The 17583-nt window shown below is 62.8% G+C and carries 13 protein-coding genes; 12 read left to right on the top strand and 1 reads right to left on the bottom strand.

Features of this window, described 5'->3' with window-relative positions:
* Positions 1–62 precede the first annotated feature (62 nt).
* The 11 genes from gltA to moaE all read left to right on the top strand — a co-directional run bounded on the left by gltA (position 63) and on the right by moaE (position 14090).
* Positions 63–1358 (top strand): citrate synthase, encoded by a 1296-nt coding sequence (gltA, locus tag AzCIB_RS09215; protein WP_050415623.1) that lies wholly within the window; start codon positions 63–65, stop codon positions 1356–1358.
* Between the two features lie 145 nt (positions 1359–1503).
* On the top strand, positions 1504–4353 hold the full coding sequence (locus AzCIB_RS09210; protein WP_050415622.1) for a 2-oxoglutarate dehydrogenase E1 component: 2850 nt from the start codon (positions 1504–1506) through the stop codon (positions 4351–4353).
* Positions 4354–4386: 33 nt separating this feature from the next.
* Entirely contained in the window at positions 4387–5571 is a 1185-nt protein-coding gene (gene odhB, locus AzCIB_RS09205) for a 2-oxoglutarate dehydrogenase complex dihydrolipoyllysine-residue succinyltransferase (RefSeq protein ID WP_050415621.1), read from the top strand.
* Positions 5572–5648: 77 nt separating this feature from the next.
* Positions 5649–7079: a dihydrolipoyl dehydrogenase gene (gene lpdA / locus AzCIB_RS09200; protein WP_050415620.1), complete on the top strand. Its 1431-nt coding sequence runs from the start codon at positions 5649–5651 to the stop codon at positions 7077–7079.
* Between the two features lie 88 nt (positions 7080–7167).
* Positions 7168–8280: a cell division protein ZapE gene (gene zapE, locus AzCIB_RS09195; RefSeq protein ID WP_050415619.1), complete on the top strand. Its 1113-nt coding sequence runs from the start codon at positions 7168–7170 to the stop codon at positions 8278–8280.
* 37 nt (positions 8281–8317) lie between these two features.
* Positions 8318–10273 carry a DNA repair helicase YoaA gene (yoaA, locus tag AzCIB_RS09190; RefSeq protein WP_050415618.1) on the top strand — a complete coding sequence of 652 codons (1956 nt, stop codon included), beginning with the start codon at positions 8318–8320 and terminating at the stop codon, positions 10271–10273.
* A gap of 24 nt (positions 10274–10297) precedes the next feature.
* Positions 10298–11632 (top strand): hypothetical protein, encoded by a 1335-nt coding sequence (locus tag AzCIB_RS09185; RefSeq protein WP_050415617.1) that lies wholly within the window; start codon positions 10298–10300, stop codon positions 11630–11632.
* Between the two features lie 38 nt (positions 11633–11670).
* A complete protein-coding gene (mobB, locus tag AzCIB_RS09180) occupies positions 11671–12171 on the top strand; it encodes a molybdopterin-guanine dinucleotide biosynthesis protein B (protein ID WP_157058588.1) in 501 nt (166 codons plus the stop codon).
* Positions 12161–13366: a molybdopterin molybdotransferase MoeA gene (locus tag AzCIB_RS09175; protein WP_050415615.1), complete on the top strand. Its 1206-nt coding sequence runs from the start codon at positions 12161–12163 to the stop codon at positions 13364–13366. The genes mobB and AzCIB_RS09175 overlap by 11 nt, the downstream gene beginning before the upstream one ends.
* 4 nt (positions 13367–13370) lie before the next feature.
* Positions 13371–13625: a molybdopterin converting factor subunit 1 gene (moaD, locus tag AzCIB_RS09170; protein ID WP_050415614.1), complete on the top strand. Its 255-nt coding sequence runs from the start codon at positions 13371–13373 to the stop codon at positions 13623–13625.
* A gap of 3 nt (positions 13626–13628) precedes the next feature.
* Positions 13629–14090 (top strand): molybdopterin synthase catalytic subunit MoaE, encoded by a 462-nt coding sequence (moaE, locus tag AzCIB_RS09165; RefSeq protein WP_050415613.1) that lies wholly within the window; start codon positions 13629–13631, stop codon positions 14088–14090.
* A 76-nt stretch (positions 14091–14166) separates the two neighbouring features.
* On the opposite strand, the gene AzCIB_RS09160 is transcribed toward moaE, so the two are convergent.
* Positions 14167–14670 (bottom strand): phasin family protein, encoded by a 504-nt coding sequence (locus tag AzCIB_RS09160; RefSeq protein ID WP_050415612.1) that lies wholly within the window; start codon positions 14668–14670, stop codon positions 14167–14169.
* Positions 14671–14948: 278 nt separating this feature from the next.
* Between AzCIB_RS09160 and clpB the strand changes: the two genes are divergently transcribed.
* Positions 14949–17528, top strand: coding sequence for an ATP-dependent chaperone ClpB (clpB, locus tag AzCIB_RS09155; protein ID WP_050415611.1), 2580 nt, complete (start codon positions 14949–14951; stop codon positions 17526–17528).
* Positions 17529–17583 lie beyond the last annotated feature (55 nt).

Here is a 17583-nt window from a genome sequence, read left to right as displayed (position 1 = left end):
CTCAGCAGGACGGTCGTCACAGGGAGCTAGTAGTTAATACGGGCACGCATAAGGGATGACCTATGAGCACTGAACGCACCGCAACGCTTACCGTCGATGGCAAGACCGTCGAATTCCCGGTGATGACCGGCACCCACGGCAACGATGTCATCGACATCCGCACCCTGGGCGCCAAGACCGGTCTCTTCACCTACGACTCCGGGTTCCTGTCGACCGCGAGCTGCAAGTCCACGATTACCTTCATCGATGGTGACAAGGGCGAGCTGCTGTATCGGGGTTATCCCATCGAGCAACTGGCCGAGAAATGCAACTTCCTCGAAGTCGCCTATCTCCTGAAGAACGGCGAGCTGCCGAACTCCGTGCAGAAGGGCGAGTTCGAGACGACGATCAAGAACCACACGATGCTGCACGATCAGATGACGAAGTTCTATTCGGGCTTCCGTCGTGACGCGCACCCGATGGCGGTCATGGTCGGCGTGGTCGGCGCCCTGTCGGCGTTCTATCACGAGGCGATGGATTTCTCGGATGCTGCCCACCGCAACATCTCGATCAACCGTCTGATCGCGAAGCTGCCGACGATCGTAGCGATGGCCTACAAGTACAACATGGGCCAGCCGTTCATGTACCCGCGCAACGATCTCGACTACACGGCGAACTTCATGCACATGATGTTCGGTACGCCGTGCGAGAAGTACGAGCCGAACCCGGTGCTGGTGCGTGCGCTCGACGTCATCTTCACGTTGCACGCCGACCACGAGCAGAACGCCTCCACCTCGACGGTCCGTCTGGCCGGCTCGTCGGGCGCAAACCCGTTCGCCTGCATCTCGGCAGGTATTGCCTGCCTGTGGGGCCCGGCACACGGCGGCGCGAACGAAGCCTGCCTGAACATGCTGGAAGAGATTGGCGACGTGTCGCGCGTCGGCGAGTACATCAAGCGCGCCAAGGACAAGAACGACAGCTTCAAGCTGATGGGCTTCGGTCACCGTGTGTACAAGAATTTCGATCCGCGTGCGAAGCTGATGGGCAAGGTCTGCGCCGACGTCCTCGGCGAACTGGGTCTCGAGAACGACCGTCTGTTCAAGCTGGCGAAGGAACTCGAGAGGATCGCGCTGGAAGACGAGTACTTCGTCGAGAAGAAGCTGTACCCGAACGTCGACTTCTACTCCGGCATCGTCCAGAAGGCGCTGGGCATCCCGACGTCGATGTTCACGTGCATCTTCGCGCTGGCTCGTACGGTCGGCTGGATCACCCAGTGGGAAGAAATGATCACTGATCCCGAGTACAAGATCGGTCGCCCGCGCCAGTTGTACATCGGTGCTGCGCGTCGCAACGTTCCGGACCTGACCCAGCGTCCGTAACTGATGTTCAAGGGCGGGAGAGAATCCCGGCAATGATCTCCGCGGGATGGTCGTTCGACGCGGCCATCCCGTTTTTGTTCGGAGACGCCGGGTATGGAGCGTCGAGTAGCCCAAGCAATCCAATAAGACTACAGGTGGCATAACAATGACCATTCAGCAAAGATCGACTTCTCACCTGTTCGGCAGCAATGCGCCGTTCATCGAGGAGCTTTACGAGAATTACCTCGCGGATCCGGCATCGGTCCCGGAATCGTGGCGTGCCTATTTCGACAACCTTCAGTCGCAGAGCGGCGCTGCGTTGCGCGACGTGGCGCATGGCCCGGTTATCGCGGCATTCGCCGAGATGGCCAAGCGCGGACCGGTGCGCACCGTTGTCTCCGAAGGCGACGACAAGCGCCAGGTGAGCACGCTTCAGCTCATCAATGCCTACCGTTTCCTGGGTAACCGCTGGGCGAATCTCGACCCGCTGCGTCGGACCGAGCGGCCTCACATCGCCGAACTCGAGCCGTCGTACTACGGCTTCACCGAGGCGGACCTGTCCCGCAGCTTCAATACGGGTTCGTTCCACGGGTTCTCGACCGACCACGCCACCCTGCGCGAGATTCTCGAAGCGGTGCGCCAGACCTACTGCGGTTCGGTGGGCTCGGAATACATGTACATCTCCGACATTTCGCAGAAGCGCTGGATCCAGGCGCGCCTCGAGAGCGTACGCGCGACTCCGCGTTACGATGCTGCGAAGAAGAAACGCATCCTCGAGCGCACGACCGCAGCGGAAACCCTCGAGCGTTATCTGCACACGAAGTACGTCGGCCAGAAGCGCTTCTCGCTGGAAGGCGGCGAGTCGGCGATCGTCGCGATGGATGAGCTCATCAACGTTGCCGGTTCCCTTGGCGCGCAGGAAGTCGTCATCGGCATGGCACACCGCGGCCGTCTGAACGTACTCGTGAATACCCTAGGCAAGTCGCCGTCGATGCTGTTCTCGGAATTCGAGGGCAAGGCTGCTGCCGACCTGACCGCGGGCGACGTGAAGTACCACATGGGTTTCTCCAGCGATGTCATGACGTCGGGCGGTCCGATGCACCTCACGCTGGCGTTCAACCCGTCGCACCTCGAGATCATCAATCCGGTGGTCGAAGGTTCCGTGTACGCCCGCCAGGTTCGTCGCCAGGACGAGGCGAAGGGACAGGTCATTCCCGTCCTGATCCATGGTGACGCTGCCGTGGCGGGGCAGGGCGTGAACCAGGAAATGCTGAACTTCTCGCAGACCCGCGGCTACGGCACCGGCGGCACCGTTCACATCGTCGTCAATAACCAGATCGGCTTCACAACCTCGGACCCGCGCGACTACCGCAGCTCGCTGTATTGCACGGACATCTTCAAGATGGTCGAAGCGCCGATCTTCCACGTGAATGGCGACGATCCCGAAGCTGTTGCGTTTGCCACTCAGCTGGCTGTCGAATTCCGCCAGGAATTCAAGAAGGACGTGGTCGTCGACATCATCTGCTTCCGCAAGCTCGGCCACAACGAGCAAGACGAGCCGATGGTGACGCAGCCGCTGATGTATCGCACCATCCAGAAGCATGTGGGCACCCGCAAGCTGTATGCTGACCGCCTCGTGACCGAGGGAACGTGCCAGGCGGATGAACCCGAGCGCATGATCGCCGAGTATCGCGAGCATCTCGATCGCGGCGAACTTCTGTCGAATCCGGTTCTGCCTGGCCACAATCGTCAGTTCTCGGTGGATTGGACGCCGTTCCTCAAGAAAGCGTACAGCGACGAATGCGACACCGCGATCCCGGTCAGCGAAATCAAACGCCTTGGCGAGCGTCTGGCGACGATTCCGCAGACCTTCACGCTGCACTCGCGCGTGAAGAAGATCATCGACGACCGTGCGGCAATGGCCCGCGGCGAACAGGCGCTCGATTGGGGCATGGGCGAGAACCTCGCTTACGCCAGTCTGCTGGCCCAGGGCTTCCCCGTGCGGCTCTCTGGTGAAGACGTCGGTCGCGGTACCTTCTTCCATCGTCACGCCGTGCTGCACGACCAGAAGCGCGAGCGCTGGGACGAGGGCATCTACAAGCCGCTGGATCAGATCCAGGATGGGCAGGCCCGCTTCCAGTGCCATGATTCGGTGCTCTCGGAAGAGGCGGTGCTGGCGTTCGAATACGGCTACTCGACGACCGAGCCGAACGAACTGGTCGTCTGGGAAGCCCAGTTCGGTGACTTCGTGAACGGTGCGCAGGTCGTAATCGACCAGTTCATCAGCTCCGGCGAAGCGAAGTGGGGCCGCCTGAGCGGCCTCGTGATGATGCTCCCGCACGGCTATGAAGGGCAGGGTCCCGAGCACTCGTCGTGCCGCCCCGAGCGCTTCATGAGTCTCGCCGCCGAGAACAACTGGCAGATCTGCGTGCCGACGACGCCCGCCCAGGTCTTCCACCTGCTGCGTCGCCAGATGCTGCGCAAGCTGCGCAAGCCGCTCATCATCGTCACGCCGAAGTCGCTGCTGCGTCACAAGGAAGCGATCTCGACGATCGACGAACTGGCCACGGGCAGTTTCCAGACCGTGATCCCCGAGGTCGAGAAGCTCGATCCGAAGAAGGTCAAGCGCGTGGTGCTGTGCCAGGGCAAGGTCTACTACGAGCTGCTCGCGCATCGTCGCGAAAACAAGATCATCGATACGGCGCTTGTCCGCATCGAACAGATCTACCCGTTCCCCACCGACGCGTTCGCTACCGCGATCAACCAGTTCCCGAATGCCAAGGAAGTCGTCTGGGTTCAGGAAGAGCCGCGCAATCAGGGTGCGTGGTACTGGTTGGCCTCGCGCCAGCACCTGGTCAACGTGCTGGGCACCAAGCGCAAACTGCTGCTCGTTAGCCGTCCCGCGTCGGCCTCGCCGGCGGTGGGCTACTACGCCAAGCACAACGCGCAGCAGAAGGCCATCATGGAAAACGCATTCGGTCCCATCCAGGACACGACGCAACAATCGCCCAACTAATAAGCAAAAGTTCGAACTTCGGGAGAAGACTACATGCTGATTGAAGTGAAAGTTCCGCAACTGTCGGAATCGGTTTCGGAAGCCACGCTGGTTTCCTGGCACAAGAAGGAAGGCGACGCGGTGTCGCGCGATGAGAACCTGATCGACATCGAGACGGACAAGGTGGTCCTCGAGACCCCGGCTCCGGCCGATGGCGTGCTCGTCAGGATCGTCAAGGCGAACGGCGAAAATGTGACGTCGGGCGAACTGATCGCCCAGATCGACACCGAAGCCAAGGCGGCCGCCGGTGCGGCGGCTCCTGCTGCTGCCCCGACGGCGGCCGCTGCGGCACCGTCAGCCGCTGCGGCGGCTTCGGCCAGCCCGGCTGCGCGCAAAATTCTCGAAGAGAAGGGCATCCCGAGCTCCGACGTCGCGGGTTCCGGCCGCGGCGGGCGCGTGACGAAGGAAGATGCGGTTGCGGCTCAGCCGCGCGCTGCAGTTCCGGCCGCTGCGCCCGCCTCGCTCGCCCTGACCGGCGATCGTCCGGAAGAGCGCGTGCCGATGACCCGCCTGCGCCAGCGCATCGCCGAACGCCTGCTCCAGTCGAAGAACGAAAACGCGATCCTGACGACGTTCAACGAAGTGAACATGGCTCCGGTCATGGCGCTGCGCAAGCAGTACGGCGACAAGTTCGAGAAGGCGCACGGCGTGCGTCTCGGCTTCATGGGCTTCTTCGTCAAGGCTGCGGTTGCTGCCCTGAAGAAGTTCCCCGTCCTGAATGCGTCGGTTGACGGCACGGACATCATCTACCACGGCTACATCGACATCGGTATCGCGGTCGGTTCGCCGCGCGGCCTCGTCGTGCCCATCCTGCGTGATGCTGATCAGATGTCGATCGCCGACATCGAGAAGAAGATCGCCGAGTTCGGCCAGAAGGCGAAGGACGGCAAGCTGTCGCTCGAGGAGCTCTCCGGCGGCACGTTCTCCATTTCCAACGGCGGCGTGTTCGGTTCGATGCTGTCGACGCCGATCATCAACCCGCCGCAGTCGGCCATCCTTGGCATCCATGCGACCAAGGACCGTCCGGTGGTCGAAAACGGCCAGATTGTCATCCGTCCGATCAACTACCTGGCCATGTCGTACGACCACCGCATCATCGACGGTCGTGAAGCTGTGCTCGGCCTCGTGACGATGAAGGAAGCGCTGGAAGATCCTGCCCGCCTGATCCTCGACGTGTAATCGACATAGTGCGTGGTGCCCCGTCGGACCGGTGCGTCCGGCGTGGCACCACGCTTTTCCTTTTTCCGGAGTGAATGATGGCTGACAAGCAATTCGACGTACTCGTCATCGGCGGCGGGCCGGGCGGGTATGTGGCGGCGATTCGTGCCGCACAACTGGGTTTCAAGACGGCGTGCGCCGAGTCAAATCCGTACGCCGATCCGAAGGGCGAGCCGCGTCTTGGCGGTACCTGCCTGAACGTCGGGTGCATCCCTTCCAAGGCGTTGCTACACACCTCGCACCTGTTCGAAGAGGCGGAACACGCTTTCGAAGGCCAGGGCATCAAGGTGAGCGGTGGCGTGAGTATCGACGTGCTGACGATGATCGGCCGCAAGAACAAGGTCGTGGACCAACTCACCCAAGGCATCAAGGGCCTGTTCAAGAAGAACAAGGTGACCTTCCTGGCCGGGCACGGCAGCTTCGAAAGCGCCGGTGCGGGCGGTTACGTGGTCAAGGTCGGCAACGAGACGGTCGAGGCCAAGCACATCATCATCGCGACGGGCTCCAAGCCCCGACATCTGCCCGGCATTCCGGTCGATAACAAGATCGTTTGCGACAACGTCGGTGCGCTCGACTTCGATGCAGTGCCGAAGAAGCTGGGCGTCATCGGCGCCGGCGTGATCGGCCTGGAGATGGGTTCGGTGTGGCGTCGCCTGGGCGCGGAAGTCACCGTGCTCGAAGCGCTGCCGGACTTCATGGGCTTCGCCGACGTGGATGTGGCCAAGGAAGCGCTGAAAGTCTTCGCGAAGCAGGGGCTCCAGATCCAGACCGGCGTGACCATCGGCGACACGAAGGTCACCAAGAAGGGCGTGTCGATCGCCTACACCGACAAGGACGGCAAGGAAGCGAAGCTGGATTGCGATCGCCTGATCGTGTCCGTTGGCCGCGTTCCGAATACCGATGGTCTGAACGCTGCTGCAGTCGGTTTGAACGTGAATGAACGCGGCCAGATCGTCGTCGACGGACACTGCAAGAGCAACCTGCCGAACGTCTACGCGGTTGGCGACGTCGTCCGCGGGCCGATGCTCGCGCACAAGGCGATGGAAGAGGCCGTCATGGTGGCTGAAGTCATCGCGGGGCAGGCCGGCCACTGCAACCTGGACATGGTTCCGGGCGTGATCTACACGTCTCCCGAAATCGCCTGGGTCGGCAAGACCGAGCAGCAACTCAAGGCCGAAGGCGTCGCTTACCGGGCCGGAAAGATTCCGTTCATGGCCAACGGCCGTGCGCTCGGCTCCGGCGACCCCACGGGCTTCGTCAAGATGTTGGCCTGCGCCTCGACCGACCGTATCCTCGGTGTGCATATCATCGGTGCCAATGCCTCCGAACTGATCTCGGAAGCCGTCGTCGCGATGGAGTTCGGCGCTGCGTCGGAAGACTTGGCGCGCATCTGCCACGCTCACCCGACGCTGTCGGAAGTGGTGCACGAGGCGGCGCTCGCGGTGGACAAGCGTCCGCTGCATTTCTGATCGGTTTTCCGACTGGTCGCTCGCGGGGTGGTGCGGGATAATCCCGGACCACCCTCGTTTTTTCGAATTACCGTTTCAGGCAGGTTCCATGCCCCATCGCGTCCTGAATGTCCCGCAGTACGGGATGCTCGAGGCCTACGAGGCCCAACTCGCTGCTCGTGGTTACAAGTCGGATCCCGAACAGCGCATCGCTGCACAGCGATTGCAGACGCTTTATTCGGATCTTGTGGGATTCAAAGCGGCGCGGCGCAGCACCCTGCGAAAGCTTTTCGCGCGGCCCGAGATGCCGCGCAGCGTGTATTTCTGGGGCGGGGTGGGGCGCGGAAAAAGCTTCCTGATGGATTGCTTTTACGATTCGGTGCCATATCAGCGCAAGCGGCGGGTGCACTTCCATGCGTTCATGCAGGAAGTGCAGAACGACCTGAAGGAATTCAACAACGAGCCGGATCCCTTGCAACGCGTTGCGGACCGTGTCGCGAAGGAAACGCGGCTGTTGTGCTTCGACGAATTTCATGTGTCGGACATCGCCGATGCGATGATTCTTGGGCGCCTTCTCGATGCGCTGTTCGCTCGGGGGGTCATCTTCGTGATGACTTCGAATTATCCGCCGGATGGCCTGTATCCGAACGGATTGCAGCGCATCAACTTCATGCCGACGATCCAGATGATCAAGCGGCGCTTTGACGTTTTCGAGGTCGATCACGGCACGGATTACCGGCTGCGAACCCTGGAGCAGATGGAAATCTACCTCGTGCCGGCAGACTCTGCGGCAGAGCGCAAGATGCGCGAGGATTTCTATCGTCTGGCGGCAAGCGAGCCGGCGGCAGGCGAGATCGACTTGTTCGAACGCAGGCTGCCGGTTCTCGGTCACGCTACCGGCGTGATCTGGTTCGACTTCGCAACACTCTGCGGTGGGCCCCGCTCGCAGAACGATTATCTCGAGATCGCGCGGGAACACCACACGCTGATCCTGTCGGGAATTCCGCGAATGAACGCGGGAAACGCCTCGGAGGCGCGGCGTTTCACCTGGCTTGTAGACGTTTTGTACGACCACCGGGTGAAACTGATCGCCAGCGCTGAGGTCGACGCTGCGGAACTGTACACGCAGGGGCACAACGCCCATGAATTCGTCCGCACGGTAAGCCGGCTCATCGAAATGCGTAGCCGTGAGTACCTTGCACAAGGCCACCGCGTAGATTGAGCGCAAGACCGGCTAATCGGGGAGCCATGGATCAACGATGACCGATCTGGAAACCGCCTTTTCGCCGGACGGCCCCCTCGAGTCGGCGATTCCGTCGTTTCGCCCTCGACCGCAGCAGCTCGAGATGGCTCGCCACATCGCGGAGGCACTGCGGGACAACCGTGTCCTGGTGGCTGAGGCCGGCACCGGCACGGGAAAGACCTTTGCCTATCTTGTCCCGGCGTTGCTTTCTGGTGGAAAGGTCATCCTGTCCACCGGGACGAAGACGCTGCAGGACCAGTTGTTCAATCGCGACCTTCCGACCATTCGCGCCGCCCTGAAGGTGCCTGTCACGATCGCGCTGCTGAAGGGGCGCGCGAACTACGTGTGCCCCTATCACCTCGAGCGCAATGCGCGCGACGGGCGTTTCCTCACTGCACAGGATGCCGCTGATTTGCGCGCGATCGCGCGCTTCGCCAAGATCACCCAGAGCGGTGACAAGGCCGAATGCAGCGAAGTGCGCGAGGATTCGCCCGCGTGGTTTGCCGCGACCTCTACACGCGACAACTGCCTGGGGCAGGAATGCCCCAATGTGAAGGAATGTTTCGTGCTGGCAGCCCGGCGCGCGGCGATGGATGCGGACGTGGTGGTCGTTAATCACCACCTCTTCTTCGCTGACGTGATGTTGCGCGACGAAGGAATGGGGGAGCTGCTGCCTTCCTGCAACGCGGTGATTTTCGACGAGGCCCATCAGCTTCCCGAGACTGCCAGCCTGTTCTTCGGCGAGAGCGTGTCGACGGCCCAGATCCTCGAACTCGCGCGCGACACGCGATCGGAAACGCTCGCTGGTGCGCGTGACTGCCGGGATCTCATCGACGCCACGCGCGCGCTCGAAAAGGCGGCGCGTGATTTCCGGCTGGCCTTCGGAAGCGAGCCCGCACGGCTCTCGGCGGCACAGGTCGCGGCGCTGCCGGAGTTCGCCACGAGCCTCGACGCGCTGAACGGCGAAATCGATGCATTCGCCGCAGTGCTCGAAACGCAGGCCGAACGCAGCGAGGGGCTGGCGAACTGCCTGCGGCGCACGGCCGAGATCGGCGAGCGCCTTGTCCGGTGGCGCTCGCCTGACGCGGGCGAATTCATCCGCTGGGTTGAGGTGTTTCCGCAGTCCGCTGCACTCAACGCGACCCCACTTCATGTTTCGGGCGTCTTTCGGCGGCAGCTGGAGAGTCATCCCCGGGCTTGGATCTTCACGTCGGCCACGCTGGCTGTCGGACAGAATTTCACCCATTACTGCAACGAGATGGGGCTGAGCTGGATCGATCCGCCGCCGGTGACAGCCGTATGGGGGAGCCCCTTCGACTATGCGAAGCAGGCACTGCTGTATGCGCCGGCCGGGATGCCCGATCCGAACCACCCCGAATACGCCGAGGCCGTCGCGCGCGTCGCCTTGCCCCTGATTCGCGCCGCGCGCGGGCGAACCTTCGTGTTATGCACGTCCCTGCGCGCGATGAAGCGCATTCACGGGTTGATATCGGACGGCCTCGGACGCGCGGGAGAAAAATTGCCTCTGTTGCTGCAGGGCGAAGGGTCGCGTTCCGAGCTGCTCGACCGGTTCCGACGGCAGGGGAACGCGGTGCTTGTGGCGAGCCAGAGCTTCTGGGAGGGCGTCGATGTGCCCGGCGACGCCCTGTCTGTGGTCGTGATCGACAAGCTTCCCTTCGCGCCGCCGGACGACCCCGTGCTCGCTGCGCGGGTGGAGCATCTCCAGAAGAGCGGGCACAATCCGTTCATGCACTACCAGTTGCCGCGCGCAGTGATCAGCATGAAGCAGGGGGCAGGTCGCCTGATTCGCAGCGAGCGCGACCTCGGCGTGCTATGCATCTGCGATCCGCGGATGATCGACAAGCAGTACGGCAAGATCGTCTGGCGGAGCCTGCCGCCGATGCGGCGCACCCGCGCCGAAACGGAGGCCGTCGCCTTCCTCGAGCAACTCCCGCCCCCCGCCGGAACCTGATTTGCTATCGACCCGGGAACACCCATGACTGCGACATCGGCACTGGCAAGAGATCCCCTCATCCAGGCGATCGCAGAGGGCGACTGCGATGACATCGTCGAACGCATGAATCGCGGCTGCCAGTGCGTTTCGCTCGATCATGCCCGTTTGAAGGCCGAGCTCGAACGCGATCCGCGCGATGGTGCATTGCTAGCGACGATCAATGCGACCCGGCCCCACCTTTTTGCTGATTCCGTGGCGTTCGTCGCCGAGCGGCATCTCAGCACGGCGGCTGCACTCGTCGAGGCGGTGGAGCGCGTCGTCAACTTGCCCGGCTGGCAGTCCGCGGTGCTGGAATGCGCACCGGCAAGCGCGCGCATCGATTGCGCGGCGAGCGGAGTGTTTCTCGGCTTCGACTTCCATCTCGGGGCGGACGGCCCACGGCTCATCGAAATCAACACCAATGCCGGCGGCGGATTGCTGAACGTCGCGCTCGCGCGTGCGCAGCGCGCATGCTGCGCCGAAGTTGCCCCGTTGGCGTCCCGGGGCGAAGATGACCCGGAGCGCGCGTTCCTGGAGATGTTCGCTTCCGAGTGGCGCGCCGTCCGAGGCGACGCACCGCTGCGCACCGTTGCGATCGTCGATCGCGATCCGCAGAGCCAATATCTCCTGCCCGAATTTCTGCTGTTCCAGCGACTGTTCGAGCGTCACGGGCTGAAGGCGTGGATCTGCGATCCGGCCGCTCTGCGCTTTGTCGGGGGGCGACTCCTGCTCGACGGTGAAGAAGTGGACCTCGTGTATAACCGGCTCACCGACTTCAGCCTCGACGAGCCCGCCTCGGCCGCCCTTGCGGATGCGTGGCATGCGCAGGCTGCCGTGATCACGCCGCACCCGCGCGCACATGCGCTGTATGCAGACAAGGGCAATCTGGCGCTGTTGTGCGACGACGGTTTCCTGCAGTCACTGGGCATCGACGCAGCCACGCGAAGCGCCCTCGTGACAGGAATCCCGCACACGGTGCGCGTGCGGATGGAGGATGCCGATTCATTGTGGAAGCACCGGCGCGAGCTGTTCTTCAAGCCCGCGACGGGCTTCGGCAGTCGGGCAGCCTACCGTGGCGACAAGCTTACCCGCAGCGTGTTCGCGAGCATCCTTGCAGGCGACTACATCGCACAGGAGCTCGTTCCCCCGAGCGCCCGGCGCCTGTCCGTGGAAGGCGTGGCCACGGATCTCAAGATGGACCTGCGGGTCTATGCCTATCGAGGTGCGGTGCAACTGGCGGCAGCGCGCCTGTACCGCGGGCAGACGACCAACTTCCGTACGCCGGGGGGTGGTTTTGCAACGGTCGTTGCCCTGCCGTGCGCGCAACCCGGCGCTTGAGTTATTCTTCATTTCCGCCAATGGAAGACGCCAACACGATGATCGTATTCGGTATCGCCGGCTGGTCCGGCTCGGGCAAGACGACTCTGATCGAAAAGCTGATTCCCGGCTTCAACGCCCGGGGACTCGCCGTGTCGGTGATCAAGCACGCCCATCACGGTTTCGATCTCGACAAACCGGGCAAGGACTCCTACCGCCACAGGGAAGCGGGTGCGAGCCAGGTGCTGATGCTGTCCAACGACCGGTGGGTGTTGATGCACGAACTGAGGGGCGCACCGGAGCCTACATTGGAAGATCAGCTGCGCGTCTTGTCGCCATGCGACATCGTCCTGATCGAGGGCTTCAAGGCCGCGCCGGTGCCGAAGATCGAAGTCCATCGCCCCGCTCACGGCAAGCCGCCCCTGTGGCAAGAGAATCCTCACGTTGTCGCGGTCGCTGCAGACGTCCCGCTGGACTGTCCCGTGCCCCTCCTGCCACTCAACGAACCGGACGAAATCGTCCGCTTCATCATCGAATACTCGTCCCGTCATGAATCCTGACATGCTGCCGTTTGACGAAGCGCTTTCGAGCCTGCTTGCGAAAGCCCGGCCGATCCGCGAAATGGAGATGGTCGACACGCTCATGGCGCACGGGCGCGTGCTCGCGGCCGACGTGCGGTCCCCGTTCGCGGTACCCGCGCTCGACACATCGATGATGGACGGCTACGCAGTGCGAAGTCGCGACGTGGTCGCTGCCGGAGCGCGTCTGCCGGTATCGCAGCGCATACCCGCAGGCAGCGTGGGGACGACGCTGCAGCCCGGTACGGCGGCGCGCATCTTTACCGGTGCACCAGTGCCGCCCGGAGCGGACGCGGTGGTGATGCAGGAGCTGTGCGAGCATGCCGGCGACGAGGTGATCATCAACCATGCGCCCCGCGCCGGAGAGGCGATGCGCACCGCCGGCAGTGAAATTGCCACTGGTGACGTGGTCCTGCCCGCGGCGACCCGCATGCGCGCCCAGGAAATCGGACTTGCCGCATCGGTCGGCATCGCCCAGCTTGCCGTCGTACGCCGGATGCGGGTTGCGCTCTTTTCCACCGGCGACGAGCTCGTGATGCCGGGCGAATCGCTGCCGCCGGGCGGGGTCTATAATTCCAACCGCTTTCAGCTGCGCGTGCTTCTCGAACAGCTGGGCTGCGCCGTTACCGATTTCGGCATCGTTCCCGACAGGCTGGATACGACGCGTGCGGTGCTGCGCGAGGTGGCGGAAGGTCACGACCTGATCCTGACCAGCGGCGGCGTATCGGTCGGCGAGGAAGATCATGTCAAGCCTGCGGTACAGGCCGAGGGTTCGCTGGATCTGTGGAAGATTGCGATGAAGCCGGGCAAGCCGCTCGCCTACGGTCAAGTGGGTACCGCAGCCTTCATCGGCCTGCCCGGCAATCCGGTGTCCAGTTTCGTCACGTTCCTGCTGATGGTTCGTCCCTTCATCCTCGCAACGCAGGGTGCCGCGTCGGTGATTCCCAAAGCGCTGACGCTACGTGCGGATTTCGACTGGCCGAGACCCGACCGGCGGCGCGAATTCCTTCGCGCGCGCATCAACGATTCGGGCGCAGTAGAGATCCACGGCAACCAGGGCGCCGCAGCGCTGTCTTCCATCGTGTGGGCCGAGGGGCTGGCCGATGTCCCGGCCGAAACTCCCATCCGAAAAGGTGAGATGATCCGTTTCCTGCCCTACGGCCAACTGCTTTGCTGACACCATGACCGTCAAGATCCTGTACTTTGCCTCACTCAAGGACGCACTCGGGTGCGCCGAGGAGAGCTTTGTCCTTCCGTCGGGGGTGTCGACCGTCGGCGAACTGCGTTCCTTCCTTGCCGATCGTGGCGAGAAGTGGAACGCGCTCGGCGAGGGGCGAAACGTCCGCGCAGCGCGCAACCAGCGCATGGCTGCGCCGGCCGACCCCGTGTTGCCCGGCGACGAGATCGCCTTCTTTCCCCCGGTGACCGGAGGCTGAATCATGACGGTAAGCGTGCAGGCTGAAGACTTCGACGTCGCGGCGGAGATCGCGGCCTTGTCGGCCGGACGCAACGAGGTTGGTGCGGTCGCGACCTTTCTCGGCCTGGTGCGCGACGTGAGCGGCGGTTCGAACGTTGCCGCAATGACGCTCGAGCACTATCCGGGAATGACGGAGAAGTCCCTCGAGGACATCGCCGAACAGGCGCGCTCGCGTTGGTCGCTGTATGGCGTCAGGGTGATCCACCGATTCGGGCGGCTGGAACCCGGCGACCGGATCGTGTTCGTCGGCGTCGCCGGTGCGCACCGCGGGGAAGCCTTTGCGGCATGCGAATTCATCATGGACTACCTGAAGACGCGTGCGCCGTTCTGGAAACTCGAAGAGACTCCTGAAGGGGCGCGCTGGGTCGATGCCCGTGACAGCGACGACTCTGCAGCGGCGCGCTGGGAGCAGGGCAGCCGCTAGGCATTCCCGCAGCCCGAACCGCAGCCCGAAATGAAAACGGCGCCCGCGGGCGCCGTTGTGCTTGCTCAGGGGCGGATTACTTCTTGCCCTTGCCTTGCTGGCTGAAGAGCTGGAAGGCCTCGGTCGAGGCGCGGGTCATCTGCTCGAAGGCCGCGCGCGTCGTGTCCATGGCGTTCTGGATCGCGGACATGGCGTTCTGGTCGGTGATCGGCATGCCCGTGAACATCTTCTGCATCGATTCGAACACGTCCTTGCTGCCGGTCGACAGCTGTTCGCCGACCAGCTTGCCGACCTCGGCCTGGGTGCGGCTGGCCAGCTCGGCCATTTCGCGGGCGCAGGCGAGCATCTTCTCGGTTGCGCTCTGCGTGTAGTGCGAACGCAGGTCCAGAACTTCCTTCGGATCCTTGGCGGAGGAGAGCGCCTTGGCGTTCTGCACGCCCTCTTCGAAGAGGCTCTTGGCGGTCGCGACCTGAAGCTCCATGATCCGCTGCGAGTTCTCGATCGACATCTGCGCGAGGCGCATCGCCGCTTCGAAGTTCTTCTTCTGAATTTCGTTGAACTGTTCCTGCTTGATCGCCATGTTCTTCCTCCACGAGCGCTGAAAAATTGTCGAGGCCTCTGCTGCCTCTGCTGAATTCTTTCAACATAGCACGTTAGACAAGAGACGCCGTGCCATTGAAAGCTTATCCCAAGCATTTGATCACGGATGCTGCAACGCAGCAAGTCCATTGGTGCCGAAATCGGGTACAAGCGCCTGATGGCGGACCATAATGGATCATATCCCGGCGGTCTGAAGGTTGAATTGCCACGCGAAGGCCCCATATCTCGATCAACCCCAATCGGATAACGGACGGTCACATGCGCTTCGAAAAGCTCACCACAAAATTCCAGCAGGCCCTTTCCGATGCACAGAGCATCGCCAATGGCGGCGACCAGCAGTTCATCGAGCCGGTCCATCTGCTCCTCGCGATGCTGGGCCAGGAAGATGGAGGAACGGTTTCGCTGCTCCAACGTGCGGGCGTAAACGTCCCGCCGCTCAAGACTGCACTGGACAAGCTCCTCACGCGCTTGCCCAAGGTCGAAGGTCACGGAGGTGAGGTGCAGATCGGCCGCGACCTCTCCAATCTCCTGAATGTCGCCGACCGTGAGGCGCAGAAGCGCGGCGACCAGTTCATCGCGAGCGAAATGTTCCTGCTCGCCTTGTCCGAGGACAAGGGCGATACCGGACGCCTGCTCAAGGAGCACGGACTCTCGCGCAAGCCGCTCGAAGCCGCAATCGAGGCGGTGCGTGGCGGTGTGTCCGTGGGTAGTCAGGATGCCGAGGGGCAGCGCGAGTCGCTGAAGAAATACTGCCTCGACCTTACCGACCGCGCCCGCGCCGGCAAGCTGGATCCCGTCATCGGCCGCGACGACGAAATCCGGCGGGCGATCCAGATCCTGCAGCGGCGCACGAAGAACAACCCGGTCCTGATCGGCGAGCCGGGCGTGGGCAAAACCGCGATCGTCGAAGGTCTTGCGCAGCGCATCGTCAACGGCGAAGTACCCGAAACGCTCAAGGGCAAGCGCGTGCTGTCGCTCGACATGGCGGCACTGCTCGCGGGAGCGAAGTACCGCGGCGAGTTCGAAGAGCGCCTCAAGGCCGTACTCAAGGAGATCGCCCAGGAAGAGGGGCGCATCATCGTTTTCATCGATGAACTCCACACCATGGTCGGTGCCGGCAAGGCCGAGGGCGCCATCGATGCGGGCAACATGCTGAAACCGGCACTCGCGCGCGGCGAGTTGCATTGCATCGGCGCCACGACACTCGACGAGTACCGCAAGTACATCGAGAAGGATGCCGCCCTGGAGCGTCGCTTCCAGAAAGTGCTCGTTAACGAACCCTCGGTCGAATCCACGATTGCAATCCTGCGCGGATTGCAGGAAAAGTACGAACTCCATCACGGCGTCGACATCACCGACCCGGCGATCGTAGCGGCAGCAGAGCTGTCCCATCGCTACATCACCGACCGCTTCCTGCCCGACAAGGCGATCGACCTCATCGACGAAGCTGCCGCGCGGATCAAGATGGAGATCGATTCGAAGCCGGAATCGATGGACAAGCTCGAACGCCGGCTCATCCAGCTCAAGATCGAGCAGGAGGCCGTCAAGAGGGAAACCGACGAGGCCTCGCAGAAACGTCTCCTTCTCATCCGCGACGAGATCGAAAAGCTTGAGCGCGAATACGCCAGCCTCGACGAGATTTGGCGTGCGGAAAAGGCCACCGTCCAGGGCAGCCAGCACATCAAGGAAGAGATCGAGAAACTGCGCGCACAGATGGCCGAGATGCAGCGCAAAGGTCAGTACGACAAGCTTGCCGAACTGCAGTACGGCACGCTTCCGCAACTGGAGGCGCAGCTCAAGGCGGCCGAGACGGCAGGCAGTGGCGAACGCAAGTTCAAGCTGCTGAGGACGCAGGTCGGAGCCGAGGAGATCGCCGAGGTCGTGTCGCGGGCAACCGGCATCCCGGTGAGCAAGATGATGCAGGGCGAGCGCGAGAAGCTGCTGCAGATGGAAAAACGCCTGCATTCGCGCGTGGTTGGGCAGGACGAAGCAGTGCGGCTCGTGTCGGATGCGATCCGCCGTTCGCGTGCGGGCCTGTCCGACGAGAACCGTCCCTACGGCTCCTTCCTCTTCCTCGGCCCCACCGGCGTCGGCAAGACCGAACTCTGCAAGACGCTTGCCGAGTTCCTGTTCGACTCGGAAGAGCATCTGGTCCGTATCGACATGAGCGAATTCATGGAAAAACACTCGGTCGCCCGCCTGATCGGTGCGCCTCCGGGCTACGTGGGGTACGAGGAAGGTGGCTACCTGACGGAGCAGGTACGTCGCAAGCCTTACAGCGTCATCCTCTTCGATGAGGTCGAGAAGGCCCACCCCGACGTCTTCAACGTGCTGCTGCAAGTGCTCGACGACGGGCGGATGACCGACGGGCAGGGACGCACCGTCGATTTCAAGAACACCGTGATCGTGATGACCTCCAACCTCGGCAGCCAGATGATCCAGCACATGTCAGGCGACGACTATCAGGTCATCAAGCTCGCCGTCATGGCCGAGGTCAAGACATTCTTCAGGCCCGAGTTCGTCAATCGCATCGACGAGGTGGTCGTGTTCCATGCCCTCGATGCACGCCATATCGCGAGCATCGCGCGCATCCAGCTGCAGTATCTCGAGAAGCGCCTGGCGCGGCTGGATATGGCACTCGAGGTCACCGACGGGGCTCTCGAGGAGCTGGCGACGGTCGGGTTCGATCCGGTTTTCGGTGCCCGACCGCTAAAACGCGCCATTCAGGAGCAGATCGAGAACCCGCTGGCCAGAGCGATCCTGGAAGGGCAGTTTGCTGCGAAGGACAAAATCCTGGTCGGGACCAAGGGAGGGCGCATGACTTTCGCAAAGGCCTGACCGGGTCACGGAGCATCCCTGCGGGAGGGGCAGCCCCCCTTCCGCAGCACCCCAA

This window comes from Azoarcus sp. CIB, from assembly GCF_001190925.1.
Classification (GTDB): Bacteria; Pseudomonadota; Gammaproteobacteria; order Burkholderiales; family Rhodocyclaceae; genus Aromatoleum.
Note: the sequence above shows the minus strand (reverse complement) of the source record. Positions and strands in the feature narration are given on the sequence as shown.

Coding starts and splice junctions, on each gene's coding strand:
- zapE (WP_050415619.1), top strand. CDS start 7,168: ATGCCCCATCGCGTCCTGAATGTCCCGCAGTACGGGATGCTCGAGGCC.
- moaE (WP_050415613.1), top strand. CDS start 13,629: ATGACGGTAAGCGTGCAGGCTGAAGACTTCGACGTCGCGGCGGAGATC.
- mobB (WP_157058588.1), top strand. CDS start 11,671: ATGATCGTATTCGGTATCGCCGGCTGGTCCGGCTCGGGCAAGACGACT.
- AzCIB_RS09210 (WP_050415622.1), top strand. CDS start 1,504: ATGACCATTCAGCAAAGATCGACTTCTCACCTGTTCGGCAGCAATGCG.
- clpB (WP_050415611.1), top strand. CDS start 14,949: ATGCGCTTCGAAAAGCTCACCACAAAATTCCAGCAGGCCCTTTCCGAT.
- odhB (WP_050415621.1), top strand. CDS start 4,387: ATGCTGATTGAAGTGAAAGTTCCGCAACTGTCGGAATCGGTTTCGGAA.
- AzCIB_RS09175 (WP_050415615.1), top strand. CDS start 12,161: ATGAATCCTGACATGCTGCCGTTTGACGAAGCGCTTTCGAGCCTGCTT.
- AzCIB_RS09185 (WP_050415617.1), top strand. CDS start 10,298: ATGACTGCGACATCGGCACTGGCAAGAGATCCCCTCATCCAGGCGATC.
- gltA (WP_050415623.1), top strand. CDS start 63: ATGAGCACTGAACGCACCGCAACGCTTACCGTCGATGGCAAGACCGTC.
- moaD (WP_050415614.1), top strand. CDS start 13,371: ATGACCGTCAAGATCCTGTACTTTGCCTCACTCAAGGACGCACTCGGG.
- lpdA (WP_050415620.1), top strand. CDS start 5,649: ATGGCTGACAAGCAATTCGACGTACTCGTCATCGGCGGCGGGCCGGGC.
- AzCIB_RS09160 (WP_050415612.1), bottom strand. CDS start 14,670: ATGGCGATCAAGCAGGAACAGTTCAACGAAATTCAGAAGAAGAACTTC.
- yoaA (WP_050415618.1), top strand. CDS start 8,318: ATGACCGATCTGGAAACCGCCTTTTCGCCGGACGGCCCCCTCGAGTCG.